General features: G+C 46.3%; 23 protein-coding genes. 3 read left to right on the top strand and 20 right to left on the bottom strand.

Going from position 1 to position 25,328, the window contains the following annotated elements:
- The first annotated feature begins 57 nt into the window (after positions 1-57).
- The 3 genes from pnp to CWE13_RS03560 all read left to right on the top strand — a co-directional run bounded on the left by pnp (position 58) and on the right by CWE13_RS03560 (position 4,202).
- On the top strand, positions 58-2,166 hold the full coding sequence (gene pnp / locus CWE13_RS03570) for a polyribonucleotide nucleotidyltransferase (RefSeq protein WP_126805962.1): 2,109 nt from the start codon (positions 58-60) through the stop codon (positions 2,164-2,166).
- A 122-nt stretch (positions 2,167-2,288) separates the two neighbouring features.
- Positions 2,289-3,236 carry a lipoprotein NlpI gene (gene nlpI / locus CWE13_RS03565; protein WP_126805961.1) on the top strand — a complete coding sequence of 316 codons (948 nt, stop codon included), beginning with the start codon at positions 2,289-2,291 and terminating at the stop codon, positions 3,234-3,236.
- 6 nt (positions 3,237-3,242) lie between these two features.
- A complete protein-coding gene (locus CWE13_RS03560) occupies positions 3,243-4,202 on the top strand; it encodes a hypothetical protein (RefSeq protein WP_126805959.1) in 960 nt (319 codons plus the stop codon).
- A gap of 56 nt (positions 4,203-4,258) precedes the next feature.
- Here CWE13_RS03560 and CWE13_RS03555 read toward each other — a convergent pair whose 3' ends face one another.
- The 20 genes from CWE13_RS03555 to CWE13_RS03460 form a co-directional block, all read right to left on the bottom strand.
- On the bottom strand, positions 4,259-6,700 hold the full coding sequence (locus CWE13_RS03555) for a S9 family peptidase (RefSeq protein WP_126805957.1): 2,442 nt from the start codon (positions 6,698-6,700) through the stop codon (positions 4,259-4,261).
- A 108-nt stretch (positions 6,701-6,808) separates the two neighbouring features.
- Positions 6,809-7,792, bottom strand: a complete 984-nt coding sequence (lipA, locus tag CWE13_RS03550) for a lipoyl synthase (RefSeq protein WP_126805955.1) — start codon at positions 7,790-7,792, stop codon at positions 6,809-6,811.
- The gene (gene lipB / locus CWE13_RS03545; RefSeq protein ID WP_126805953.1) at positions 7,785-8,438 is read right to left on the bottom strand and encodes a lipoyl(octanoyl) transferase LipB; all 654 of its coding nucleotides are present in this window, start codon (positions 8,436-8,438) and stop codon (positions 7,785-7,787) included. Before lipB ends, lipA begins: the two co-directional genes overlap by 8 nt.
- 115 nt (positions 8,439-8,553) lie before the next feature.
- Positions 8,554-8,817 (bottom strand): DUF493 family protein YbeD, encoded by a 264-nt coding sequence (ybeD, locus tag CWE13_RS03540; protein WP_126805952.1) that lies wholly within the window; start codon positions 8,815-8,817, stop codon positions 8,554-8,556.
- 164 nt (positions 8,818-8,981) lie between these two features.
- Positions 8,982-10,145, bottom strand: coding sequence for a D-alanyl-D-alanine carboxypeptidase family protein (locus CWE13_RS03535; RefSeq protein WP_126805950.1), 1,164 nt, complete (start codon positions 10,143-10,145; stop codon positions 8,982-8,984).
- 156 nt (positions 10,146-10,301) lie between these two features.
- Positions 10,302-11,111: a septal ring lytic transglycosylase RlpA family protein gene (locus CWE13_RS03530; RefSeq protein WP_126805948.1), complete on the bottom strand. Its 810-nt coding sequence runs from the start codon at positions 11,109-11,111 to the stop codon at positions 10,302-10,304.
- 63 nt (positions 11,112-11,174) lie between these two features.
- Entirely contained in the window at positions 11,175-12,179 is a 1,005-nt protein-coding gene (gene mltB, locus CWE13_RS03525) for a lytic murein transglycosylase B (RefSeq protein ID WP_126805946.1), read from the bottom strand.
- A 17-nt stretch (positions 12,180-12,196) separates the two neighbouring features.
- Entirely contained in the window at positions 12,197-13,318 is a 1,122-nt protein-coding gene (gene rodA, locus CWE13_RS03520) for a rod shape-determining protein RodA (protein ID WP_126805945.1), read from the bottom strand.
- A complete protein-coding gene (gene mrdA / locus CWE13_RS03515; RefSeq protein WP_126805943.1) occupies positions 13,305-15,218 on the bottom strand; it encodes a penicillin-binding protein 2 in 1,914 nt (637 codons plus the stop codon). Before mrdA ends, rodA begins: the two co-directional genes overlap by 14 nt.
- 7 nt (positions 15,219-15,225) lie before the next feature.
- Entirely contained in the window at positions 15,226-15,696 is a 471-nt protein-coding gene (rlmH, locus tag CWE13_RS03510; protein ID WP_126805941.1) for a 23S rRNA (pseudouridine(1915)-N(3))-methyltransferase RlmH, read from the bottom strand.
- A 9-nt stretch (positions 15,697-15,705) separates the two neighbouring features.
- Positions 15,706-16,023, bottom strand: coding sequence for a ribosome silencing factor (rsfS, locus tag CWE13_RS03505; protein WP_126805939.1), 318 nt, complete (start codon positions 16,021-16,023; stop codon positions 15,706-15,708).
- Between the two features lie 71 nt (positions 16,024-16,094).
- Positions 16,095-16,736 carry a nicotinate-nucleotide adenylyltransferase gene (nadD, locus tag CWE13_RS03500; RefSeq protein ID WP_126805938.1) on the bottom strand — a complete coding sequence of 214 codons (642 nt, stop codon included), beginning with the start codon at positions 16,734-16,736 and terminating at the stop codon, positions 16,095-16,097.
- A gap of 3 nt (positions 16,737-16,739) precedes the next feature.
- On the bottom strand, positions 16,740-17,798 hold the full coding sequence (gene holA, locus CWE13_RS03495; RefSeq protein ID WP_157980927.1) for a DNA polymerase III subunit delta: 1,059 nt from the start codon (positions 17,796-17,798) through the stop codon (positions 16,740-16,742).
- A gap of 15 nt (positions 17,799-17,813) precedes the next feature.
- Entirely contained in the window at positions 17,814-18,326 is a 513-nt protein-coding gene (locus tag CWE13_RS03490; protein WP_126805936.1) for an LPS-assembly lipoprotein LptE, read from the bottom strand.
- 38 nt (positions 18,327-18,364) lie between these two features.
- Entirely contained in the window at positions 18,365-20,944 is a 2,580-nt protein-coding gene (leuS, locus tag CWE13_RS03485) for a leucine--tRNA ligase (protein WP_126806167.1), read from the bottom strand.
- Between the two features lie 41 nt (positions 20,945-20,985).
- The gene (locus tag CWE13_RS03480) at positions 20,986-21,195 is read right to left on the bottom strand and encodes a hypothetical protein (RefSeq protein WP_126805935.1); all 210 of its coding nucleotides are present in this window, start codon (positions 21,193-21,195) and stop codon (positions 20,986-20,988) included.
- Between the two features lie 72 nt (positions 21,196-21,267).
- On the bottom strand, positions 21,268-22,842 hold the full coding sequence (gene lnt / locus CWE13_RS03475; RefSeq protein WP_241973619.1) for an apolipoprotein N-acyltransferase: 1,575 nt from the start codon (positions 22,840-22,842) through the stop codon (positions 21,268-21,270).
- Between the two features lie 30 nt (positions 22,843-22,872).
- Positions 22,873-23,730: a CNNM family magnesium/cobalt transport protein CorC gene (gene corC / locus CWE13_RS03470; RefSeq protein WP_126805934.1), complete on the bottom strand. Its 858-nt coding sequence runs from the start codon at positions 23,728-23,730 to the stop codon at positions 22,873-22,875.
- A 6-nt stretch (positions 23,731-23,736) separates the two neighbouring features.
- Entirely contained in the window at positions 23,737-24,246 is a 510-nt protein-coding gene (gene ybeY, locus CWE13_RS03465) for an rRNA maturation RNase YbeY (protein WP_126805933.1), read from the bottom strand.
- A 4-nt stretch (positions 24,247-24,250) separates the two neighbouring features.
- The gene (locus CWE13_RS03460) at positions 24,251-25,324 is read right to left on the bottom strand and encodes a PhoH family protein (protein ID WP_126805932.1); all 1,074 of its coding nucleotides are present in this window, start codon (positions 25,322-25,324) and stop codon (positions 24,251-24,253) included.
- Between the last annotated feature and the right edge of the window lie 4 nt (positions 25,325-25,328).

The following is a 25,328-nucleotide window of genomic DNA, read 5'->3' as shown; positions in this document are numbered from 1 at the left end:
CAGGGCCCAGAAAAGAAAGGGCGAATTTGAGAAAGTAAGTTAAAGGAAAAAGAAAACGTGAATCCGATTATTAAACAATTTCAGTATGGCCAACACACAGTAACCCTAGAAACGGGCGCTATCGCTCGTCAAGCAACAGGTGCTGTTATGGCAAGCATGGATGACACAACAGTTTTAGTGACCGTAGTGGGCAAAAAAGAAGCCCGTCCAGATGTTGATTTCTTCCCATTGACCGTGAATTACCAAGAGCGTACTTACGCTGCGGGCAAAATTCCAGGTGGTTTCTTCAAACGTGAAGGCCGCCCATCAGAAAATGAAACCCTAACCTGTCGGTTAATCGATCGCCCAATCCGTCCTTTATTCCCTGATGGCTTCTACAATGAAGTTCAGGTAGTGGCTACTGTGGTTTCTTTAAACCCAGATGTTAGCCCGGATATCGTGGCGTTGATTGGTACTTCAGCAGCTTTAGCTATTTCGGGTATTCCATTTAATGGCCCGATTGGTGCAGCGCGCGTAGGTGTGGTTAATAACGAATACGTATTAAACCCAACGCCAGCAGAATTAAGCACTTCTGACCTTGATTTGGTTGTAGCAGGTACTGAAGCCGCGGTACTGATGGTTGAATCTGAAGCAAACCTTTTAAGTGAAGATGTAATGCTTGGTGCCGTAATGTACGGTCATGAACAATTACAATCGGTAATTTCAGCAGTAAATGAATTTGCTGCAGAAGTGAACACTCCGAAGTGGGATTGGCAAGCACCAGCGAAGAATGAGCCTCTAATCGCCGCGGTAAAAGAATTAGCTGAAGGCAAAATTGGTGAAGCGTACCGCATCACTGATAAAGGCGAACGCAAAACTGCTTTAGGTGTAGCACTAAAAGAAGTTATTGCTGAGCTGAAAGAAAAAGATGATTCAGTGAACGATAAAGAAGTTGGCGATATTTTCCACGCGTTAGAATCAAAAGTTGTGCGTACGCGCATTACTGCTGGCGAGCCGCGTATTGATGGTCGTGAACCGGATATGATTCGTGCCATCAACGTAGGTACAGGTATACTTCCGCGCGTTCATGGTTCCTCTGTATTTACACGTGGTGAAACGCAAGCAATTGTTGCCGCCACCTTGGGTACAGAACGTGATGCTCAGAACATTGATGAGATCATGGGTCCACGTACGGATCGCTTCATGTTGCATTACAACTTCCCTCCGTACTGTGTTGGTGAAACCGGTATGGTAGGTTCTCCGAAGCGTCGTGAAATTGGCCATGGCCGTTTAGCGAAGCGCGGTGTGTTGGCAGTGATGCCAAATGTAGATGAATTCCCATACACAGTACGTATCGTTTCGGAAATCACCGAATCAAACGGTTCAAGCTCAATGGCTTCTGTTTGTGGTACTTCATTAGCATTGATGGATGCGGGTGTACCGATTAAAGCTTCAGTTGCGGGTATCGCAATGGGCTTGGTGAAAGAAGGTGATAAATTCGTAGTGCTTTCAGATATTCTTGGTGATGAAGATCACCTCGGCGATATGGATTTCAAAGTGGCTGGTAGCAGCACGGGTATTACCGCTTTGCAAATGGATATTAAAATCGAAGGTATTACTAAAGAAATTATGCAACAAGCGTTGGCACAAGCCAAAGCGGCTCGTTTGCACATTCTTTCTGTAATGGACCAGGCTATCAGCACGGCTCGTGATGATGTATCTGATTTCGCGCCACGTTTCCACATCATGAAAATCAACCCAGAGAAGATTCGTGATGTAATTGGTAAGGGTGGTGCGGTGATTCGTGAACTTACAGAATCAACCGGTACAACTATTGAAATTGATGACGATGGCACAATTAAAATTGCTGCTACCGATGACGCCTCAGCGCAAAACGCAGTTAAGCGTATTGAAGCGTTAACGGCTGAAGTTGAAGTAGGGCGCATATACGAAGGTAAAGTTGCACGTATCGTTGATTTCGGTGCGTTTGTAACCATTCTTCCAGGCAAAGATGGCTTAGTACATATTTCTCAAATCAGCGACAAGCGCGTTGAAGATGTGAATGAGTACTTAACGGTTGGCCAAACGGTTCCAGTGAAAGTATTGGAAATCGATCGCCAAGGCCGTGTGCGCTTGAGCATGAAAGAAGCGCAAGAAGCACCTGCCGGTGAAACTGACGCTGAGTAATTACTGTAGCGTTAATCATTGTCAGTAAACGTAAAAGCCGCGGAAGTTAAATTCTGCGGCTTTTTTGTAACTGGTATCTGTGGTGTAATGATTTAATAGATTTCATATTTGGAGTGCATGTTGTGAAACGATTGTTTTTGAACAAGCAAACAGGCTTGGTTATTGGTTCAGTAATGAGTATTTTGCTGATCTCGGGTTGTACCGTGTCTCCGGATGATCCGGCAGCTACTGATAGCCCAGAAGAAACGATTGAAGTAGCGGGGCACCGCGATGCCCAGCTCTACTTGGTAGAGCCGTTGCCGGCTGATCAGAATATGGAAATCGAATTATTACAGTTAACCGAGATACTCTACAATGCTGAACTTGATGATGAGCAGAAAGCAAATGTACTGCTTCGCCGGGCGGTAACCTTCGATTATTTAGGATTAAAAACCTTATCCTTGGTGGATATAAACCAAGCGATCGAACTTAAGCCGGATATGGCTGACGCGTATCACTCATTGGGTATTTATTTTGCTGAACGTGGTGAATATAGCGGTGCATTTGAGGCATTTGATAGTGTAATCGAATTGAACCCCAATCATGATTTTGTTTACCTTAATCGCGGGCTTGCGGCTTACTACAACGGCCAGTTTGACTTAGCAATGAGTGACTTTGCTGACCATTACTTCCAGAACACCGAAGATCCATTTCGAGTGATATGGTATTACTTTGCAGCGAAAGAGCTTGATTCAGGAAGAGCTGACGAGCAAATACGAGAGCAATGGGAGCAAGCAGATGCCGATCCTTGGGGGCAAAAGATTCTTGCGTACTTGGTGAATGAGGTAACAGAAGATGAGCTCATTCGTGAGGCATTTTCTGGTAGTGAAGATCAAGCGCAACTAAATTATCGCCTATGTGAGGCTTACTTTTACATGGGGAAGGTAGCGGCAGCCCAAGGTCAGAATTACAATGCGCTTAATTTCTTCAAGTTAGCGTTATCAACCAATGTGTATTCCTATCTTGAGCACCGCTATGCTCGCTCTGAGATCGCACGCTTACGTGAAAGTATACGCACTGAGCAGGAATAGTAGGTATTGCGTAGCAAACGATTAGGGCCGACTTCAAGATTATTGGCAGTTTTTATTGCGCTGGCGTTGATACTGACACTCGCAATACTACTAGTGCTTAGGTATACCGGCGATCCAATCGCGATAGAAACGGCGAAGCCTGCAAGTACAGTTGTAAGTGCGCCAAGTTCATCGATGCCAGCCCCGCGGCTGATTGCCCAACCCGAACACTGTGATATACAGTTGAATTTTCATGGTCAGGAAGATGACTTCTTACTTGCTGAGTATTGGCATCAACGTTTGCGAGAAACCCTAACACCAAAACATGAATCTCCCGATGCATTATCGTCAGGAAATACCGCACTGCAGTTTTGCGCGGTTTTGCGCCATGACTCGTATACATCCGATTGCCCTGAGCAATTAGGGAGAGCATGGTGCGAACCTACCACGGCGGAAAATCATCCCGCTTTGAATCTGAACGCACATACGGTGCCGCAGTTGCATGTTGTATTAACCGATTCCGGCCTAGCGAACACCCGTAATGGTGTTATCTATATAAAGCGCAATGCGAACGTACAGGTTTTGCAACATGAACTTGGCCATGCACTCGGTTTAGCTGATGAATATATGATGCATCCTGATCTTGCGCGCCAATTCTGTAATGGTGAATTTAACTTTACCGCGAGCAATTTAGTGATTACCGATAAGCAATGGCTTACACCTGACGAAATGCAGAAGTTTGAGCGCGCATTACCCTGGGCGGAGTTCAGTGAACAACCATTGGCAACGCAAGATCATAATGGCGTTTGGCGTTTAGGTTCCAGCGACAATGATAAAATCGGGTTGTTTCCGGCAAAAACATGTGAAGGAACCGGTTTATACGCTTGGAAGCCGGTTGCAGAAAAAACTTGGATGGAGCAACACGAAATTGGTGAAATACCGCCTCTCTATATACAACTTATTCGCCAACAGCTTGAGCCGCAATAAAAAAGCGCCCCGAAAGGCGCTTAATAATTACATTAATAACTAGATTGATGCGTTCATTACTCGGCGCTTTCTTCTTCAGCGCTTTCAACATCCGCATTTTTCACAAATTCATCTAACCATTCTACGGTTTCCCATAGCATGTGTAACACTGATTCGCGTGCGCGATAGCCATGCGATTCCAATGGCAACATAACCAAACGCACAACACCGCCATTGCCCTTCACCGCTTGATAAAGGCGTTCGCTCTGCATTGGGAACGTGCCGGAGTTGTTATCGTCGGTACCATGAATTAATAGCAATGGTGTTTTGATTTGGTGTGCTGAGAAGAACGGTGACATTGTTTGGTATAACTCAGGGTCGTCCCAAATAGTGCGTTCCTCGCGCTGGAAACCGAAAGGTGTAAGTGAACGATTGTAAGCGCCGCTACGAGCGATACCAGCCTTAAATAGATCAGAATGTGCCAATACGTTAGCGGTCATGAAAGCACCGTAAGAATGGCCACCAAGCGCAAAGCGCTCTGGGTCACTCACACCTAATGAGGCGCCGAAATCGATAACGGCTTTCGAATTCATAATCAATTGTTCGATAAAGGTATCGTTCGGTAATTGTTCGCCTTCACCAACAATTGGCATGGTTGCGCTATCAAATACTGCGTAACCTTGTGTTGCAAGGAACTGGGGGTTCCAGTAGCTAATCCGGTTGAAGCGATAAGGTGAGCCACTCACCTGCGCAGCGGCTGCTGAGCTTCTATACTCGCGAGGATATGCCCAAACAACAGTAGGGAGCGGGCCATCAGTTTCTTTGTCATACCCGGCTGGCAAGAATAAAGTTGCCGACATTGCCAAGCCATCTTCGCGCTCGTAGTTAACTAATTCGCGCGATATCTCTAGCGTTTGTGGCATTGGGTGTGGCGTGTTGGTTAATGCCGTTAGCGTGTTGTCTTTGACATCACGAATATAAAAATCCGGTGGTGTATCAATACTTTCACGCTGGGTGAGGAAGGTAAGTTCAGATGCATCAATAACACTGCGCGGCCGTTCAAAGTAAGGTGCTTCAGAACGCCATAAACGCTCAGTTTCGCCAGTACTAAGATTGCGGCGGTCAATGAATGGGCGATCGCCCTCATCAGACGCACCAGTGCCGGTAAGCAAAATATGATCGTTATCAAGAATCAATACTCGGCGACCGTTTGCGAGTTGCTTGGTAAACGGTGTGCCTGGGTCGTTGTAGCGATCTTCCGAAGAACGGTCCCAAATGAGTTCGGGTTCGGCGTCGCCGTCTGGGCTAATACGCCATAAACGTTCGTTACGATCGGCCCACCAACGTTCCCAAACCAATGCAGTTTCTCCATCCGCGGCCAATAGGCGGCTAAAACGGAAGGTGAGATCAGCTAATTTCTTTGGCTCTGCAGTAAATGGAGCAGCAAGTTGGAAAACTTGATCACGTACTTCCACATCAGCGCGTGGATCACCACCATCAGCCGCATGTGCCCAAACTAAGGTTGCATCGGCATCATTGCGCCAGTTAATACTGCGGCGTGAAGGTACTACGGCATCAAAACCGATAGGCAGATTATCTGCAAGCGCTTGTTCTACAACGGTGTAAACGTTTTCACCACGGGTGTTCCATACCGCAGTAGTGCGGGCAAAACGGAACTGTGGTACTGCGTATGAGTACGGTTTATCTAAGTTAGTAACCAATACAAATTGGCTGTTGGGTGAAAGGCTAATGTTATTAATTACAGCTGGCTCGCCAAGGTTGTGCACGCGGCCACGCTCATCAATACGCGCAACTTGGCTGCTAAAGTAGTAATCGAATAGCGCTTCATCGTGGCTATCGGCAAGCAAATCTTGGTAGGTGCGAGCCGGTGCTGAACGGCCACGAGATTCGGTGATTACCGGACCCGCTGGAACGCGACTGCGCTGTGGTGCAGCGCCACGCTCACTATCAACTGTGAGTGTGTAAACCGATTTGCTGTCACTACTCCATTCTACCTGCACACCCCAAACGGCATTGATGTCGGCTTTCGACCAACGGGCAGCGCGGCCACGTTGTGTATCAATACGCCATAGGTGCGAGGCATTTTGTTCCATTTGTACAAATGCAATGTATCGGTTATCGGGAGACCATGATGCGCTAATAGCCCGAAGGTTTTCTGGTAAACCGCGAATTTGCATGGTTTCACCGGAAGCGACATCAACTAGGCGGAAACCTGAAATATAACGCGCCTGAGCAGTAGTTTGGTTATCAGGGTTGATACGCATACCGGCTAAACGATATTCCGATGCGGCAAGATCTTCCAACATCGGTAGTGCTGGATAATCGAGCACCAACATCATTTTGCCATCAGAGCTTAAACTTGCTCCTGGTGCTGGGGCGGCATCAACGATATCAATAATTTCTTGCGAAGGTTCAAGATAACCGGTTTTTACCGGGTTTGCCCATGCATTGCTGCTGATAAGCAAGCAAAGCGAGAGCAGGGTAATGAGGGAACGCATAGCTTTCTCCAGATTTATAATTAGATGCGGTAACTTGCTATCACACCTTGTTTCCGCTTATAAATCCAGAGAAATGCGATTAAGCGCGAACAATCAACGATTGTAGGCTTATTTTACTTCGATTCCCGCAGCCTGAAGATCGGCATGGTAGGAAGAACGAACCAAGGGCCCTGAAGCAGCTTGGGTAAAGCCCATACGATCAGCTTCGCGTTTGAACATTGCGAACTCGTCCGGCGTTACGTAACGCGCAACCGGAATATGGTGACGGCTTGGTTGCAGGTATTGGCCAATGGTAAGCATATCAACATTGTGGCGACGAAGATCTTCCATGACTTCAAGAATTTCTTCGTTGGTTTCACCTAAGCCAACCATTAGGCCAGATTTAGTGCGTACATCCGGGCGCCGTTCTTTATACAGCTTCAATAAATCAAGCGACCACTGATAGTTTGCACCAGGACGAGCGGCTTTGTACATGCGTGGAACCGTTTCCAAGTTGTGATTAAACACATCAGGGGCTTCCTCGCTAAGAATATCGAGAGCAATGTTCATCCGGCCACGAAAATCAGGTACTAATACTTCTACTTTGATACTCGGTGTATAGGCACGAATTTCACGAATACAATCGGCAAAATGCTGTGCACCACCATCACGCAAATCATCACGATCTACCGAGGTAACTACGACATATTTCACTCCCATATCACGAATGGTTACGCCTAACTTTTCTGCTTCTTTAGGATCCGGCGGCAATGGCCGGCCATGCGCAACATCACAGAAAGGGCAGCGGCGCGTGCAAATATCACCAAGGATCATAAAGGTGGCGGTGCCGTGGTTAAAACATTCGGGCAGGTTCGGACACGACGCTTCCTCACATACAGAATGCAAACCGTGCTTGCGCATTGCCCGTTTGATTTTATCAATCTTCTCTGTAGAGCGCGGTAACTTAACCTTTAACCATTCTGGTTTACGCAGCATTTGCTCGCGCTCAGTTGGCAATACTTTCACTGGAATGAGCGACATTTTATCGGCGTCACGCAGCTTTTCACCGGCTTCGAGTTTAGCCGTTTTGATAGACGTTGCTTGTTTAGACATTACGTTCTGGCAGCCCCGTTTGTTCTTCAATCTGAATGTAACTAAGTTGTTCTGCGAAAATTTGCACAACACGCTCAGCTGCTTGTTCAACACTATCAGGCCCACCGTGGGCCGAAGTTTGTGTCATTACCATACCGGCGTAGCCGCATGGATTAATTCTTAAAAATGGCGATAAATCCATATTTACGTTCAATGCTAGGCCGTGAAATGAGCAACCTTTACGAATTCGTAAACCTAACGAACAAACTTTTTCTTCGCCAATATATACACCCGGTGCATCTGGCCGTGGTGCCGCGCTGATGCCTTTTTCCGCAAGCATAGCTACAATGGTATCTTCAATGGCGGTAACTAACTGACGAACACCGAGCTTACGTCGGCGGATATCGAGCATAAAATAAACCACCAACTGCCCGGGTCCGTGATAGGTTACTTGCCCACCCCGATCTACGGGTACAACCGGAATACCCCCGGGTGCAAGCAAGTGTTCTTCTTTACCGGCTTGTCCTTGGGTAAATACAGGCGGATGCTCAACAATCCACAGCTCATCATCAGTAAGCTCATTCCGAGAATCGGTAAACTGTTGCATCGCTTTCCAAACTGGCTCGTAGGCCATATTTTGGAGTTGGCGGATGATTAACTTGCTCATCGGGTTATTATACTCCGCTGCATCGGGAACTCCACCCGATAAAGGGTGTGGTTATTCAATATTATTTGCGAGTGCGTAAACGTTGGCCGGGAATAGGGTGCTTAATATTTAGGCCTTAGAGAACGTAACGTACTTCTTCGATATCGGATAGGCTGCGATAAAGTGTTTCCACATGGTGCTTACTCGTAACCACAACACACACCGAAATAGACCAATAGTTACCTTTGCTTGAAGGCTTGATCTCTGGGCTGTAATCGCCAGGGGCATGCTTTTGAACAACCGAGATGATTTCATCTGGTAGTGTTTCCGAGGCAACGCCCATTACCCTAAATGTGAAATCACATGGAAAATCTAGTAGTTCATCAAATTTCGTATTCATTGTACTGCTCCTCAAGCCAGCTCCGCTTATTTTGTTAGGCTAACGGTGGCTTGAATAAATCAATTACTTGTTAAATAAACAAAAATCTCCGTTTGAAAGCGGAGATTTTGCATGTGTTATAAGCTTTCTACCCACTATATGGTGTCGATAGGCTCAGATTTAAACTACTCGTCGCTAAATTTTTGCTTAATGCTATCCATTATACGCTTAAAGAACCCGCCTTGCTCGATTGCCTGCAGGGTTACTAATGGAAAACTGGCAACATCTTCGCCATCTAACGTTAGGTTTACAGTGCCAACAACCTGGCCCTCAGCTAATGGTGCTTCTAACACGTTATCAAGTACAAAATTAGCGCTCAAATTCTGACGTTGGCCGCGTGGTAACGTGATCACAACATCTTCGCCAGCACCGAGCATGATCTCATCAGCATCGCCACCCCAGATACGTTGGGTAGCCATTTGATCGCCAGCACTATACGCCGTTACTGTTTCAAAATAACGGAATCCATAGTTTAATAATTTTTTAGACTCTGCGGCACGAGCGGCTTCGCTAGCTGTGCCCATTACTACTGTGATTAAACGGGTTTCGTTATCCACTGCCGACGTTACCAAGCTGTAACCTGATTCATTGGTATGGCCTGTTTTCATGCCATCAACATTTAGGCTTCTATCCCACAATAGTGAATTTCGGTTGTACTGACGAATACCATTAAAGGTAAATTCACGTTCTTTATAAATCTCATATTCCTCAGGAACATCTCGAATCATCGCGCGAGCTAAAATAGCCATATCACGTGCAGTAGTGCGCTGATTATCGGCAGGTAGGCCATGAGAATTGGCAAACGTTGTATTGCTCATGCCAAGCTGCGCTGCGTAGGTATTCATTAGATCAGCAAACGCTTCCTCGGTTCCGGCGATATGCTCCGCCATAGCCACACAGGCATCGTTACCCGACGCAATAATAATTCCATAGTTTAAATCTTTTACCGAAACTTCCTTACCCACTTCGATAAACATTAATGAAGAGCCGGGGAAGTTGCGGGCCCATGCATTTCTACTTACGGTAACCATATCCGTTTCAGAAATATTCCCGCTCTGTAGTTCGCGGCCAATAATATAGCTGGTCATGATTTTGGTTAAGCTGGCAGGGCCGTGAAGCTCATCGGCATTCTCGCTGGCGATAATTTGGCCAGTGGTGTAATCCATCATCACGTAAGCACGCGCATTTACGTTTGGTACCGGGGGCACAACTGATTGTGCGCTGGATACCCCTTGAAAAAGAACCAGAGCAATGCTCACTAGAACAAATAAAATTCGGCTGCTATTCATAATCTCAAAGTTTCTCTTCAGTTAAACGGGCTATTTAAAATCAGCGTGCTGAATGCCACTGTTGTTATGGAAAGGTAATGTTCACCCAGCGATTTCTATCTGCCTTGAAAACACAAGTGCTGAGTATACCAAAAATATGTATTTACCGATATGTGTTTACTGGCTTTGGTTAATCGGAACACGGAAAATGCCATCAAAACCATCGGCCTGTAAACGATTAATCCATTGCATCGTTTGTTGCTCGGTAAACGGGCCTAATAATAAACGATTCAGACCATTCTGTAGCTCAGTAGTTGCATCTAAGGCATAAATTTCTTGTAAACGCTGCTGTAAGTTTTCTAAGTTCGCGACATCTCTTGCTGCAGCTACTTGGATAAAGTGGGTATATTCGTCATCGCTAACTGCTGGTGCAAGAATGTTACTTTCGCGCCCGGGCGTAATCGCTTCAATGTGAACGCGCCCCGTTCCGGTTTTATCAATACCTAAAGCATAAGCGGCTGCATAAGAAAGATCGATAATACGATCTGGGTGAAAAGGGCCTCTATCATTCACACGTACAACGATTTCTTTGTTGTTATCAAGATTGGTAACACGAACCCAGGAAGGCAAAGGAAGGGTTTTATGGGCGGCGGTTAAGCCGTACATGTTGAAAAACTCGCCCATGGACGTGCGGTGACCATGGAATTTTTGACCATACCAAGAAGCGATACCCTCTTCGCTATATCCCTCATTGCTAGCCAGTACAAAATACTGCACGCCATTCACTTGATACGGGAGGTTTCCCACGCGGCTAATCGGTTCGTGCCGAGGCTCAACTTGGTACAATTCAGCAGCAGTAGGCACTCGTGCGGGGGCTTGATCTTGGCTCATACGGTAGCGTTGGCTGTTACTTGCGCTTGCGCAAGCAGAAATAAGGGCTGATAGCAGGCATACCAGCAAAATCCTACTTGCGTTTGTTATGAGCATAATACCCTTACCTTTGCTTGTTCTTATGATTATTATTTTAGTGTACGCACATCACTTTTCAGGTTACCGATGTTCGCGTAACTGTTTGGATAACTGTAACACAGCCATTGCATACAACGGACTATGGTTATAACGCGTAATGGCGTAAAAGTTCGGTAAACCCACCCAGTATGAATAGTTTCCACCTGGCTCTTCAAAAGCAAATAGACGAGCAGGGGTAGAATCAGGAAGCGCGGTGATAAAATGAACATGATGCTCGCGCAGTTCACCTATTGTGTGTGTTAATGCTTGCCCCGTGCCCGACGTTAATTCTTCTAGCGGTGTAGTTTCGCTAACCCAAGCCGGCACAGCGGCAGGTTGGCCTGCTTGCCAACGATGCATAGCAAAGTAATTGGCAACACTACCAATCGCATCGTCAACATTGCCCATGAGATCACGGACACCATCATTATCAAAATCGACCGCATAATGGCGATAACTCGACGAAATAAACTGACCAAACCCCATGGCACCGGCATAGGAACCAAGAATCTCAGTAGCTGGAATATTTTCTTCTTCACTTAGTTGAATGAATTGGCGTAGCTCGCCGCGGAAAAATGTCTGCCGAGGCGGGTAATGAAAGCCTAATGTATACAGTGCATCAAGTACGCGGTGATTGCCCATAATGGTGCCGTAGGATGTTTCCACCCCCATAATAGCAACAATAATTTCTGGAGCTACACCATAGGTTTCGGCTGCACGATTTAGCGTTTCTTCGTGCTCATTCCAGAATTCGATGCCTTCATCTAGGCGGCGCTGAGTAAGGAATATTTTATAGTATTCATGCCAAGGGCGAGCTTCCCAAGGGCGCGTGATTGAATCGATAATTGCTTGGCTTTTTACTGCGTCGCGCAAGAGTGCTTCGGTGCGCGCTCGAGGAATGTTGTATTCCTGCTCTAGCTCGTGAATAAACGCTTGCTCTGCCGCGCTCCAATCGTTAGCCAACGCACTTTGCCCAAGTAAACAGCCAGCGAGTGCCAAAGAAACCAACACACGAGGGCGCACTAACGAATGTAAAATACGTTGCATAAACTTTTCCTTTAAAACTATGTTGATTGGCTAATCGCTAACCGCCGATGGGTTGCGATACCCATAATAATGCCAAATCCAGCCATCATCGTAACCATCGATGTACCACCATAACTAATAAGCGGCAGAGGTACCCCAACAACCGGTAGAACGCCGGATACCATACCAATATTAACGAGCACATAGATGAAAAATGTTAAGGTGACGCTGCCTCCCAATATTCGTTGAAAGTTACTCTGGGCACGAATAGACAACAGCATGCCACGGAAAATTACAAAACCGTATAAAGCAAGTAATGCCACCACACCCACAAAGCCAAATTCTTCGCTAAACACTGAGAAAATGAAATCTGTGTGCCGTTCCGGTAAAAACTCTAGCTGCGATTGTGTACCTTGTAGCCAACCTTTACCATCGAAGCCACCAGACCCAATGGCTATTTTTGATTGGATAATATGATAGCCGGCGCCAAGTGGATCGCTTTCGGGATTTAAAAAGGTAAGCACTCGTTGCCGTTGGTATTCACGTAATAGGAAAAACCAGAAAACCGGTAATGAGGCTCCGAGTGTAATTGCTCCGGTAAACACTAAACGCCAGCTCATACCGGCAAGAAATAGGGCAAAAATTCCAGAGCTGGCTACTAACACCGACGTGCCTAAATCGGGTTGCCGAGCAATTAGTAATGTAGGCGCTAAAACTAATAACAGGCCACCTAATACGTGTAAGAAGCGAATGGGTACTGGATTTCGGGCGCAGTACCAAGCCAGCATGATGGGCACAGCAAGCTTCATTATTTCTGAGGGCTGGATTCGGGTTACGCCGATATCAAGCCAGCGTTGTGCGCCTTTCCCACTAACGCCAAAAAACATTACCGCCACGAGCATTAATACGCCAACGATATACACAGGCACGGCATAAGTACGAAATGTGTCTGGTGCAATTTGAGCCACAATGAAAAGCACACCAAATGAAATTCCCATACGGATTACTTGGCGTTGCACTAAGCCTAGATCTTGTCCACCGGCACTATAAATAACGAACAAGCTAACGCAGCAAAGGGCGATTAAGCCTAAAAATAACGGGCCATCGATATGCAATTTAGCGAGCCATGGATGGCGTTGCCGCTCTTCAGTTGTTTGCATTGGCTTCCTCGTCTTCTATCGCCTGAAGTATTGCTGCTTTTTCTGTTTCACTCGCAAAATAGTAATCCATCAAGGCGCGTGATACTGGTGCTGCATTTCGGCCACCGCCACCCACGTTTTCGAGTGCAATAGATACCACTATTTCTGGGTATTCAGCTGGCGCATATCCTATATAGGTAGCATTATCGCGAAAACGTTCCGCCACATCTTCGACATCTGGGCGTTCGTCGGTTTCGTCGCTTAAGGCAACCACTTGCGCGGTTCCGGTTTTACCCGCAGCGGTATAGGGCGCATTTAAGAATGCTAACCTCGCGGTACCACGTGGATCCGTAATGGTGGCTTGCATCGCATTTTTGATCGTTTGCCAATGTGCAGAATCACTCAATACGAGGGGAGGGTTCTCAATAATATCTGTGTATTCAATAGCGTTTTGTTCGCCAACACCGCGCAGTAATCGAGGCTGAAGGCGGCGGCCTTCGGTTGCGATAATGCTTGTTGAAGTCGCTAATTGTAACGGGGTTACCGTCCAAAAACTCTGGCCTATGCCGATGGATAAGGTTTCACCATGGTACCAAGGTTCGTTGTAGCGTGCCCGTTTCCAGCCTCTATCTGGCATGAGAGCCGTGCTCTCCTCGGATATATCGATTCCAGTGCGCTTGCCGAACCCCATTTCGCCCATAAAGCTAGAAATGTTATCGATGCCTAATTGAAAAGATAAATCGTAATAGTACGTGTTACACGATTCTGCAATTGCTTTGGTGATATCTACCCAACCATGCCCTTGCGCTCGCCAATCGCGGAAGCGCCGCTCTACGCCTTCTAATTGATACCAGCCGGGATCCCATACACGTGATTCAGCGGTAATCACACCAAGATGCAAACCGAGAACGCCTAGATGCGGTTTTATAGTAGAAGCAGGTGGGTATCGGCCTTGCGTAGCACGGTTGATGAGCGGGTTTGAGGTATTATTTAATAGGGCTCTATATTCCGTACTGGAAATACCACCAACAAATAAATTCGGGTCATAACCTGGATTCGAATACAGCGCTAAAATGCCGCCTGTGTTGGCGTCGAGCACAATAATGGCGCCGCGGCGGCCACGAAGTTGATCGCGCGCCACTTTTTGGTAGCCAATATCGAGTTCTAAATGAATATCTTTGCCAGGGGTAGGGGGATTAAAATCAAGTGTGCGCACAACACGGCCGCGGTTGTTCACTTCTACCGTTTGATAACCCACTTCGCCGTGCAGAATATTTTCGTAGTAACGCTCAATTCCAAGCTTACCAATGGTTCGTGTGGCCGCATACTGGGCATATAACTCTTGTTCGCGTAACTGCAATACATCTTGTTGGTTAATACGGCCTACATAACCTACCGCATGGGTAAGCAAATCGCGATGCGGATAAAAACGCTGCAGCCTGCCTTCGATATTGATACCTGGGAATTGGTGTTGCACGCTGGCAAACCGAGCCACTTGGCTTTCATTTAAATTATCAAATAGCGTAACTTGCGGAAAACGACGGGTTTGATTTAAGCGCGAATAAAAACTTTCAGCGGTATCGGCGGGTAACTCTAATAATGCTACCAGTTTCTCGACAACCGTTCTCATATCACCAACTTCGGCGGGTGATACCTCTAAACTATAAACCGGCGTATTGTCGGCTAAAATCTCACCATTACGATCATAAATAAGGCCGCGATTCGGTGCCACGGGTAAAACAACAATACGATTACTATTTGAGCGGGTTTGGAATTCTTGAAAACTGGTAACTTGGAGTTTATAGAGGTTGGCCAGTAGGCCAAGAAAAACAACGCCTACAATAGTTAAGCTAACAATAGCTCGGCGCCCAAATAAGGCTGATTCTGCTTGATGATTTCGAATCGGAACGCGTTTTTTCATGTTTTAATTATTCGCGATGATAAGGGTGATTACTCAGTAAACTCCAAGCTCGAAAGAGCGCCTCGGCAATAACAACACGAACCAGCGGATGAGGCAAGGTTAACGGTGATAAAGACCAACGCTCATCTGCTCTTGCTTGGCATTCGGCAGATAAACCTTCTGGCCCTCCCACTAGGAATGCAACATCGCGGCCATCAAGTTGCCATTGCTGCATGCGTTGCGAGAGTTTATGGGTATCCCAAGGCTTTCCGTTTACTTCGAGGGTAACAACATGCGTGGGGCCTTTTAGCGCCGCCAGCATCTTTTCACCTTCTTGCTGGGTAAGTTTGCCAACATCGGCTTTTTTACCGCGCTTTCCAGCTTGAATTTCAATTAAATCGAGGGGCAACTCCGGCGGCATGCGCTTGGCATATTCTTGATAGCCGGTGGCAATCCAACTTGGCATTTTGCTGCCCACTGCGATTAATTGTAAGCGCATAGGTGTGGGTTAACCCCAGAGTTTTTCGAGTTGATAAAAATCACGTGTACTATCTTGCATCACATGCGCAACAACGGGGCCGAAATCAACTAAAACCCATTCGCCATCATCTTCACCTTCCATGCCTAGAGCAACTTCACCTACATGTTTGGCTTCTAATGCAACGTGCTTTGCAATACTGCGTACGTGCGTTTTCGAGTTTCCAGAGCAGATAACTAAGAAATCGGTAACATCAGTTTTATCACGGATATCAAGAACTTGAATATCGCGGCCTTTCAGGTCTTCAATTTTGCTGAGAATAAAATCTCGTAATTGTTCGGTTTGCAACGCTCGGTTACTCCTATAGAATTTGTCAACCGCAGAGTGTACCACGAGTGCAGGGCTTGGTGCAGCTATCGCTAGCGGTAAAGATTATGTTCGCGAATATAATTCCAAACCGGTTCCGGAAGTAACTCGGGGCGCTCATTATGATTTCGCAATTGTTGGCGCAGTTCGGTTGCTGAAATATCAAGCGGTTGTGTATCTGCAATAGAGATCTTGCCGCTGCCGGTTTGCATATCCGCACTATCACATTGTCGTGCAGCTAATAAATCTTTCACATCGTCGCTTGCATCTGCCAGCGCATATCCTGGCCGCGGAATAACAATAAAGTGTGCAAAATCAAATAACCGTTGCCAATGCTGCCAATCCGGTAAATTTAATAAACTATCCATGCCAATAATGAAATATAACGTGGCATCAGCTGAAACTGTATGGAAGTGCTTTAAAGTAGGAAGCGTACGTGAAGGCAATCCTTGGCGCAGTTCCCAATCATTTACGACAAAACGGCTATCGAGCTCAGTTGCAGCATCTAACATACCAAGCCTATGAGTATTTAATACTTCGGGTTGTTGGCGATGCGGCGGAGCACAAGTGGGTAGCAGGTGAATACATTCAAAATTAAATGCATTTGCTACCTCAAGAATTGGCTTTAGATGGCCCCAATGTACCGGGTCAAAGGTGCCACCCACGATTGCAATTTGGCGCTTTGCTCGGGTCAATTTTTAGCCCTCGATATCTGCAGGGTGGGTAAAATCAGCAAGCGAATCAAGCTTACTTAACTGTGGCATAAAGAGTAACCCAATATGCGTAGCCAGAATTTGCGGGGATTCACCGGAATCTCGTTTTAACGCGTATTCGAGTCGTTCTAGTAAATGGATTCTTGCTTGACTACGGTAGGGTGTATCTTTTCGGGCTAACTGCAAATAATGGTCTTGTTGAGCCGCCCAAATATTTTCCGCTGCCCAAATTGCTTGTAAATTCTGTTTCTGGCGCAGGGCTTGGCGTAAGTTAACTAGCGTAAAATGTAAACGTTGTAATACCCAATGGATAAGTACGGGTTCCGTGCCGGTTTCTAGTAAACGTTGTAGGCAATGTAAAAAGGCTTTTGGTTTTTGTTGTACCAACGTATCGCGCAAAGAAAATACATCGAAGCGGCTAGAATCTTCATTTGCACCTTCAACAGCAGCGAGGTTAATCCGTTGCTCAGGATACAGTAACTTCAGTTTTTCCAAAGCTTGGCTGAGGGCAAGTAAGTTGCCTTCATACCAATTACATAGCTGCTGAGTTGCTTCGGGTTCTAAGGTTAGGCCAAGCCTTTCTGCGCGCTGTTGTACAAAAGCTGGTAATTTATTGCGATCGGGTGAATAAACGGGAATGAATACACCATTTTTTTGCAGTGCTTGAAACCATTTACTCTTTTGTTGATCCTTGCGCAAATGTGCACCAAACAGAATAAGTATTTGATCGGGCATTTGCGCGTTGGCGTAATCAGCTAAAGCGGCACTGCCATCGCGGCCGGGCTTTGCTTCCGGTAGCTCTAGCTCTATGATTTGTTTGCTGGTGAAAAGTGAAAGGGTATGGCTAGCGTTAAATAGGCTATCCCAAGAGAATTCCTTATCCTGAGTGAAGCGCTGGCGTTCATCAAAACCTTGTTTGCGAGCGGCTTTCCGAATCAAATCACAGCATTCACTTACCAAGTAAGGCTCATCGCCGAATACTAAGTATATCGGCGCGAGTGTTTGCTTTAAATGACTTACTAGGCGATCTGCATAGAGTTGCACGATACATCCTTTCCATTAATCGATTGTTAACTGGTTCAATAACAGCAATAGGCGATTCGCCGCTTCTGCTCGCATTTCTCCAACCAACATTTCCAGTTCGCGAGTTTTTGCCAGAGCGTAGTTTGGATCATCTTGGTAATCGCGCAATATCTGAATGTTATGGCTCGAAGTTTGCCCGCTTTGGGTGGTGATTGTAACGGGCATTACATAAATGATTTCATACTCGGCCACTTGGCCTGATGGCAACATCGAAAGAATTCGTCGATCAAGCCGATCTTCATGCACAACAACATGGGTGATCCCTTCTCCTTGGGCAACCACGTTGATATCACGTTGGGCAAAGGTTTCCTGTACTTGCTTCTCTATCTCACTGCGAGTTGGCGCCTCAAGCGATAAGTTTTCAAGCTGCGAAGTAACCTGATAATCACCCCGGAGTTGAAAACTGCAGGCACTTAAGAGCAGCATGGCTGCAACTAAAAGCAGGCCATGTTGCCACTTGCGGGTATTGATTACCCATGCACTCATCATTTAAGTATTCTCCAACCCGCTTTTTCCATTAGTATCGATTAACTAACCACGATGTTCACTAACTTACCTGGAACATAAATAACTTTGCGAACCGTTAAACCATCAGTATATTTTTGTACCTGTGGTTGTTCCAGCGCTAGTTTCTCCATACTTTCTTTATCAATATCGGCGGGTACGGTTAGTTTCGCACGCACTTTACCATTAACTTGCAGGACCACTAATTTCTCATCTTCTACCAATGCATTTGCATCTACGCTTGGCCATTGTTGGAAATTAATATCATTGTCGTGCCCAAGCGCCTGCCACATACGTTCACAAATATGTGGTGTGATAGGTGAAAGCATTAGGGTGATAGCATCCAGCGCTTCTTGCATGAGCGCTTTATCACTGGCGCTCTCAAGCGGTGCTTTTTGCAAGTGATTACTGAGCTCCATAACCGCGGCAATGGCCGTATTAAAGTTTTGGCGGCGGCCCATATCGTCGCTTACTTTGGCGATCGTTTTGTGCACTTCTCGGCGTAACGCCTTTTGCGAACCCGTAAGGCCAGCAACATCAACTTCTGCACTACCCGCAAATTCTTGGAAATCGTACACCAGCTTCCAAACGCGTTTGAGGAACCGATGCGCCCCTTCAACACCAGAATCAGACCACTCCAAAGTAAGCTCAGGCGGTGCCGCAAACATCATGAACAAGCGCACCGTATCAGCGCCGTATTTATCCACCATGATCTGTGGATCGATACCATTGTTCTTGGATTTCGACATTTTACTGATGCCTGCATGAATAACGGGCTTGCCATCTTTCGTATAAATAGCTTGGGCAACTTCGCCTTTATCGTTGCGGCTAATTTCCACATCAACCGGTGAGAACCACGATTTGCCACCGTTCTCATCTTCTCGGTAGTAGCTATCCGCAAGCACCATACCCTGGCAAAGCAAGCGTTTGAAGGGCTCGTCAGATTCTACTAAACCGGTATCGCGCATGAGTTTGTGGAAGAAACGCGCATACAATAAATGCAAAATAGCGTGTTCAATACCACCAATATATTGGTCAACCGGCAGCCAGTAGTTCGCTTTTGCCGGATCGAGCATGCCATCAGTGTGTTTTGGCGAGCAATAGCGCGCGTAATACCAACTCGATTCCATGAAGGTATCGAAGGTATCGGTTTCGTGTTCGGCAGGCATGCCGTTGTATGTTGTTTTTCGCCACTCAGGGTTATCTTTAATTGGCGAGGTAACACCGTCCATTACCACATCTTCGGGCAAACGAACGGGTAGCTCATTTTCTGGAACCGCTACAGAATCGCCATTCTCGAGATTTAACATTGGAATTGGCGTACCCCAGTAGCGTTGACGAGAAACACCCCAATCACGCAATCGGAAGTTCACTTGGCGCTCACCAATGCCCATTTCTTGCAATTTATTGGCTATGGCTTCAAAACCTTCAGCGGAACTTAATCCGTTGTAATCACCAGAATTAATTAAAGTGCCTTTCTCAACCAGCGCCGATTCGCTGTAATCATGTTCAGTACCGCTATCAATTACCGGTTTAATAGCGAGCTTATAAGCACTGGCGAATTCGAAATCCCGTTGATCATGAGCCGGAACGGCCATTACCGCACCGGTGCCGTAATCCATAAGTACGAAGTTGGCTACCCAAACTGGAACCGATTCGCCGGTTAATGGATGCTTAGCGGTAAACCCGGTAGCAATACCGCGTTTTTCCATGGTGGCTAGCTCAGCTTCGGCAACTTTCTGTTGTTTGCAGCTTTCTACAAACGCAGCAACATCAGGATTTTGCTGGGCTGCCTTTTGCGCGAGTGGATGTTGCGCGGCTACCGCCATGTAGGTAACACCAAACAGCGTATCGGGACGAGTGGTATACACACTTAGGGCCATCTCAAACTGTTCAACGTGGAAAGTGATTTGGGCACCTTCAGAGCGGCCAATCCAGTTGCGCTGCATAGCTTTTACTTGCTCAGGCCAACCTTCAAGCTGGTCTAAATCGCTTAACAGCTCATCAGCATAAGCTGTGATTTTTACAAACCATTGTGGAATTTCTTTTTGCTCTACCAATGCACCAGAACGCCAGCCACGGCCATCAATAACTTGTTCATTAGCAAGAACCGTTTGATCAACTGGATCCCAGTTCACTGTAGAGTTTTTCTTATACACCAAGCCTTTTTCATAAAGCTTTGTAAAGAACCACTGTTCCCAACGGTAATATTCAGGGTGACAAGTTGCAATTTCACGATCCCAATCATAACCAAAGCCTAAAGCTTTTAGTTGATTGCGCATATCGCCGATATTTTGGTAAGTCCATTTAGCGGGCGCGGATTTGTTTTGAATTGCCGCGTTTTCCGCAGGTAAACCAAAGGCATCCCAACCAATCGGATGAAGCACGTTTTTTCCAAGCAAACGCTGATAGCGAGCAACAACATCACTGAGGGTATAGTTGCGCACGTGGCCCATATGCAACTTACCACTAGGATACGGAAACATAGATAAGCAATAGAATTTCTCTTTGCTTTCATCTTCCGTTACCGTAAATACTTGATCGTTTTCCCAACGTTGCTGAATTTCTGGTTCCAACTGCGTTGGTTGATATTGTTCCTCGATTTTCCGCGTCATTAAGCTACTACCTGTTACCTGAATTAAACTTAGGAATTAAAAATCATTGCTAACCACATCACTAACGCAATCACGATACCGCTAACCCCAAAGAAGAAGGCTTCAATGCGGCCACGTGCTTTCGCTTCGTTATCGAGTTCCGCGGCGGCTGGTAAGCAGCCAACGATAAGGCTCGCTAAGCCAAGCCCGGCTGAGGCTACTAAAACAGTAAATAAAATGGCATCAACTAAATTGCCCATATTTTTTTCCTTTTGAAGATAAACCAAAGGGCTACAGTAGCCCTTAAGTGTATAGTTTTTCGATTAGATTGACTACGCTCGGTTACGCGTTTTCCAGCTTGTTCCCCACCTAAAACTTGGGAGCGCAATAGCAAAAGCTAACAACCACGCCAGAATCTCGCCAAAACGGGCAAACAACGTGGTGCCTGATACTAAAACAACATGGGTGCTCGCTACACCAGCGGTGAACTGGGGTAAGCGTACCAAGGTATTGCCATGTTCATCAAAAACGCCGGTAATACCATTGTTTGTAGCTCTTAATAAAGGCCTTCCGAGTTCGCGCGCACGCATTCGGGCTATTTCCAAATGTTGATGAGGCCCATGTGAATCGCCAAACCATGAATCGTTACTAATGGTTAGCAAAAGCTGAGTATCTTGCTGGAAATTAGCTCGAATTTGCCGGCTAAACGCCACTTCAAAGCATATATTCGCCGCAATACTTACCCCGTTGGCATCAAGGTTTGGCTGCACCGAGGCGCCGCGGCTAAAAGATGACATCGGTAGATTAAATAACGGCGCGAGTGGCCGCAAGATCGATTCAAACGGCACAAATTCGCCAATCGGCAGTAGGTGATGCTTTTGGTAACGATTATCATGGCCGTAAAACCATGAGCTACCGGATTGCTCACCCATCACAATCATAGAGTTATAGAAGGCATCAGTGCGCCGATCTAGATCAATAATACCGCTGATAAGGGTGCTTCCTTCCGCCACTAAGCGCTGATCTAGGGCTGCCAAATGGTGTTGCGCAAGCGGTTCAATGTAAGTAATGGCTGATTCTGGCCAAATAATTAAATCGTGATCGTAAAAGCCCTCAGTAAGCGCTAAGTAGGCTTGTAAGTTCGGCCATTGTTGGGCTGGATTCCACTTTACATCTTGTTGGACATTACCTTGTACCAAAGCTACCTGTAATGTTTCGCCGGTAGGTTCGATATTGCTCCAACGTGGCGCAAACCAAGCTAGAGAAAAAATAACAACAGGAATGAAAAGCCATTCAAAGCGTTTTCGCAAAATCAACATGGTTAAACTAATAGCAATCACGATGAGAACAACGCTAATACCGATCTCGCCAATAAATGGCGCTAGGTTGCCAAGTGTTAGTGTGGTTTGTGAATAGCCCAAGCTTAACCAAGGAAAGCCGGTCAGGAACCAGCCACGAAGAAATTCCGTAACTAGCCATATAAAAGGCAAAACGAGAAGGCTTAATCCCGATGTGAACTTACGGCTTCGAAACCAAAGCCATCCCGCAAAAGCAGGGAAGAGTGCGAGGTATAGGCACAACAATAGCATCAGGAGAATTGAGAATATTAGCGGTAACCCGCCGAATTGGTCGATACTCACAAAAACCCAGCTAACGCCGGTAGCAAACCAGCCAAACCCGAAAAAATAACTGGTAACGGCGGCTTGCTTTCCGGTTTGGCTACGAATTAAACCAAGCAACCAGACCGTTAGCAGAAGGGGTACTAACCACCCTTGTTGAAAGGGGGCATAGGCAAACACCATGGCAGCACCAGCCACAAACATAAGGCTATTGCGCCAATTAGGCTGGGTTAAAAATGGTTTGGTTTGCAGCACATGTGCGAACCAGGCACTGATACCTTGAAACATATTTGGCCAATCTCCATTGCCGCCGCTGTATTATGCTTCTGCTGGCAGCGATACCTGTAATTGCTGGATTCGGCGGCGATCGGCTGCCGTTACTTTAAAAGTAAGCTCACCGATAACTACCGATTCACCAATTTCTGGGAGATGGCCAAAGTTATGTGCAACTAGGCCGCCGATAGTATCGTATTCATCATCAGCAAATTCGGTGTGAAAGAAATCGTTGAAGTCTTCAATGGTGGTAAGTGCTTTTACCGCGAAACGAGAGTTATTAATGCGGCGAATATCACTACTAGAATCTTCATCATCGGTTTCATCTTCAATTTCACCTACGATTTCTTCAAGGATATCCTCAATGGTAACGAGGCCCGAGACACCGCCATATTCGTCAACAACGATGGCCATATGATATCGCTTTGAGCGGAATTCTTTGAGGAGGGCATCTACACGCTTGCTCTCAGGCACTATTACCGCCGGACGCATAACTTGCGTAAGCGAGAATGGTTCGTCAACCATATTAAAGCCGTAACTAAGGAGATCTTTGGCGAGTAGCACGCCTTCGATATGATCTTTATTTTCACTCACAACTGGGTAACGGGAATGTTGGGTTTGAATCACTGTCGGGAGAAACTCCTCAACCGTTTGATTCTTATCGATGGTTACCATTTGCGAACGAGGGATCATGATATCGCGAACTTTTAGCTCAGCAACATCCAGTACACCCTCAATCATTTCTTTTGTATCTAAGTCGATTAGGTCGCGGTTTTCCGCGTCCTGAATCATATCAACCAGCTCTTCTCTGCTGGTAGGCTCACCGTTAAATGCCTGTAAAAGTTTTTGTGCCCAGGTTTTACGTGGTGAACCGTTCCCAGGGTGGGGTTTATCATCGTTCATCGATGTTTACTCGCTCCTCGAGTGATTAGATAAAGCAGGCGTTTGCTGCTCATTCGCGTAAGGGTTTGGAATATTAAAAGTGGCGAGAATCTCTGCCTCTAGCGCTTCCATTTCTTCCGCTTCCGGTGTTTCTATATGGTCATAACCTAGCAGATGCAAGGTGCCATGAACAACAAGATGCGCAAAGTGATGCGCAAATGCAATATTTTGTTCGTTAGCTTCCGCCTGCAATACTGGCTCGCAAATCACAATATCGCCTAATAATGGTATATCAAGTAATACTTCATCGGGCAATTCATCACCAAACGGAAATGAAAGTACGTTCGTTGGTTTGTCTTTGCCGCGATACTCGCGATTAAGCGTTTGCACTTCTTCTGCATCAGTGATGCGAATGGTCATCTCAGCTGTTACTAACTGGTGTTGAGAAAGTACGGCACTGGCCCATTTTATAATATCGGCATCAGTAGGTAGCTCTGGTGTATTAACGGCACGCTGAATATCAATATGATAGTTCATAAAATTATTCACTCGCGCCGGATGCGTTATTTTGGTTTTCACGTTTCTCAGCTGCGGCTTTTCGATATTCTTGGGCCTTACGCTCATCTTCAGCCTTTACCGCATTCTCAAAGTTTTCGTACGCCACAACAACACGTTGAACAACTGGGTGACGAACTACATCTTTGGCGTTAAAGAAGGTAAAACTAATGCCTTCGATCTCATTCAGCACTTCAATAGCTTGGCGTAGCCCAGATTTTTGTCCGCGCGGTAAATCAATTTGGGTAATATCGCCCGTAATTACCGCACGCGAGTTAAACCCTATTCGCGTGAGGAACATTTTCATTTGTTCAGGCGTAGTGTTTTGGCTTTCATCAAGAATAATGAAGGCATCATTTAGCGTACGGCCACGCATATAGGCCAGCGGTGCGATTTCAATGATATTACGTTCAAGTAACTTCTCTACTTTCTCAAAACCCAACATTTCAAATAGGGCATCGTAGAGCGGGCGCAGGTAGGGGTCTACTTTTTGTGCTAGATCGCCAGGTAGGAAGCCTAATTTCTCGCCAGCTTCCACCGCAGGGCGCGTGAGCAAAATACGGCGTACTTCTTGCCGCTCCAGTGCATCTACCGCCGCTGCCACGGCAAGATACGTTTTGCCGGTACCGGCAGGGCCAACACCAAAATTAATATCATTAGTAACAATGGCCCGCACGTACCCCTGCTGATTTTTATTCCGTGGTTTTACCAACCCGCGCTTCGTTTTTATCAGCGTCATGGGGTCGTCTTCTGGGCCTTCATCTTGTTCGAGTGCGTTGCTTTCTTGAATGGCGAGATGCACTTGGTTCGGATCTACGGCTTTTTGCTGGCCACGAACAGGCGCGGTTTCGATATAAAGATTTTTAAGAATATCTTGGGTAGCACGCAGGGCCGCGGGTTCACCGATAATGCGGAAGTGATTATTGTTCTGAATCACTTCAACACCAAGGCGGCGCTCAATGTGCTGGATGTTGTCGTTAAATGGGCCACATAAGCCAGCTAAACGCTGGCTATCAGCCGGTTCTAAATATAAATCTACGCTTTCAACAGAATTACTCAACCAA

This window comes from Aliidiomarina shirensis, from assembly GCF_003987345.1.
Lineage (GTDB): Bacteria > Pseudomonadota > Gammaproteobacteria > Enterobacterales > Alteromonadaceae > Aliidiomarina > Aliidiomarina shirensis.
Note: the sequence above shows the minus strand (reverse complement) of the source record. Positions and strands in the feature narration are given on the sequence as shown.

Coding starts and splice junctions, on each gene's coding strand:
- CWE13_RS03530 (WP_126805948.1), bottom strand. CDS start 11,111: ATGCTCATAACAAACGCAAGTAGGATTTTGCTGGTATGCCTGCTATCA.
- CWE13_RS03490 (WP_126805936.1), bottom strand. CDS start 18,326: ATGATGAGTGCATGGGTAATCAATACCCGCAAGTGGCAACATGGCCTG.
- ybeD (WP_126805952.1), bottom strand. CDS start 8,817: ATGAATACGAAATTTGATGAACTACTAGATTTTCCATGTGATTTCACA.
- rodA (WP_126805945.1), bottom strand. CDS start 13,318: ATGCAAACAACTGAAGAGCGGCAACGCCATCCATGGCTCGCTAAATTG.
- ybeY (WP_126805933.1), bottom strand. CDS start 24,246: ATGAACTATCATATTGATATTCAGCGTGCCGTTAATACACCAGAGCTA.
- lipA (WP_126805955.1), bottom strand. CDS start 7,792: ATGTCTAAACAAGCAACGTCTATCAAAACGGCTAAACTCGAAGCCGGT.
- CWE13_RS03535 (WP_126805950.1), bottom strand. CDS start 10,145: ATGAATAGCAGCCGAATTTTATTTGTTCTAGTGAGCATTGCTCTGGTT.
- mltB (WP_126805946.1), bottom strand. CDS start 12,179: ATGCAACGTATTTTACATTCGTTAGTGCGCCCTCGTGTGTTGGTTTCT.
- CWE13_RS03555 (WP_126805957.1), bottom strand. CDS start 6,700: ATGCGTTCCCTCATTACCCTGCTCTCGCTTTGCTTGCTTATCAGCAGC.
- mrdA (WP_126805943.1), bottom strand. CDS start 15,218: ATGAAAAAACGCGTTCCGATTCGAAATCATCAAGCAGAATCAGCCTTA.
- lnt (WP_241973619.1), bottom strand. CDS start 22,842: ATGTTTCAAGGTATCAGTGCCTGGTTCGCACATGTGCTGCAAACCAAA.
- corC (WP_126805934.1), bottom strand. CDS start 23,730: ATGAACGATGATAAACCCCACCCTGGGAACGGTTCACCACGTAAAACC.
- CWE13_RS03480 (WP_126805935.1), bottom strand. CDS start 21,195: ATGGGCAATTTAGTTGATGCCATTTTATTTACTGTTTTAGTAGCCTCA.
- lipB (WP_126805953.1), bottom strand. CDS start 8,438: ATGAGCAAGTTAATCATCCGCCAACTCCAAAATATGGCCTACGAGCCA.
- rlmH (WP_126805941.1), bottom strand. CDS start 15,696: ATGCGCTTACAATTAATCGCAGTGGGCAGCAAAATGCCAAGTTGGATT.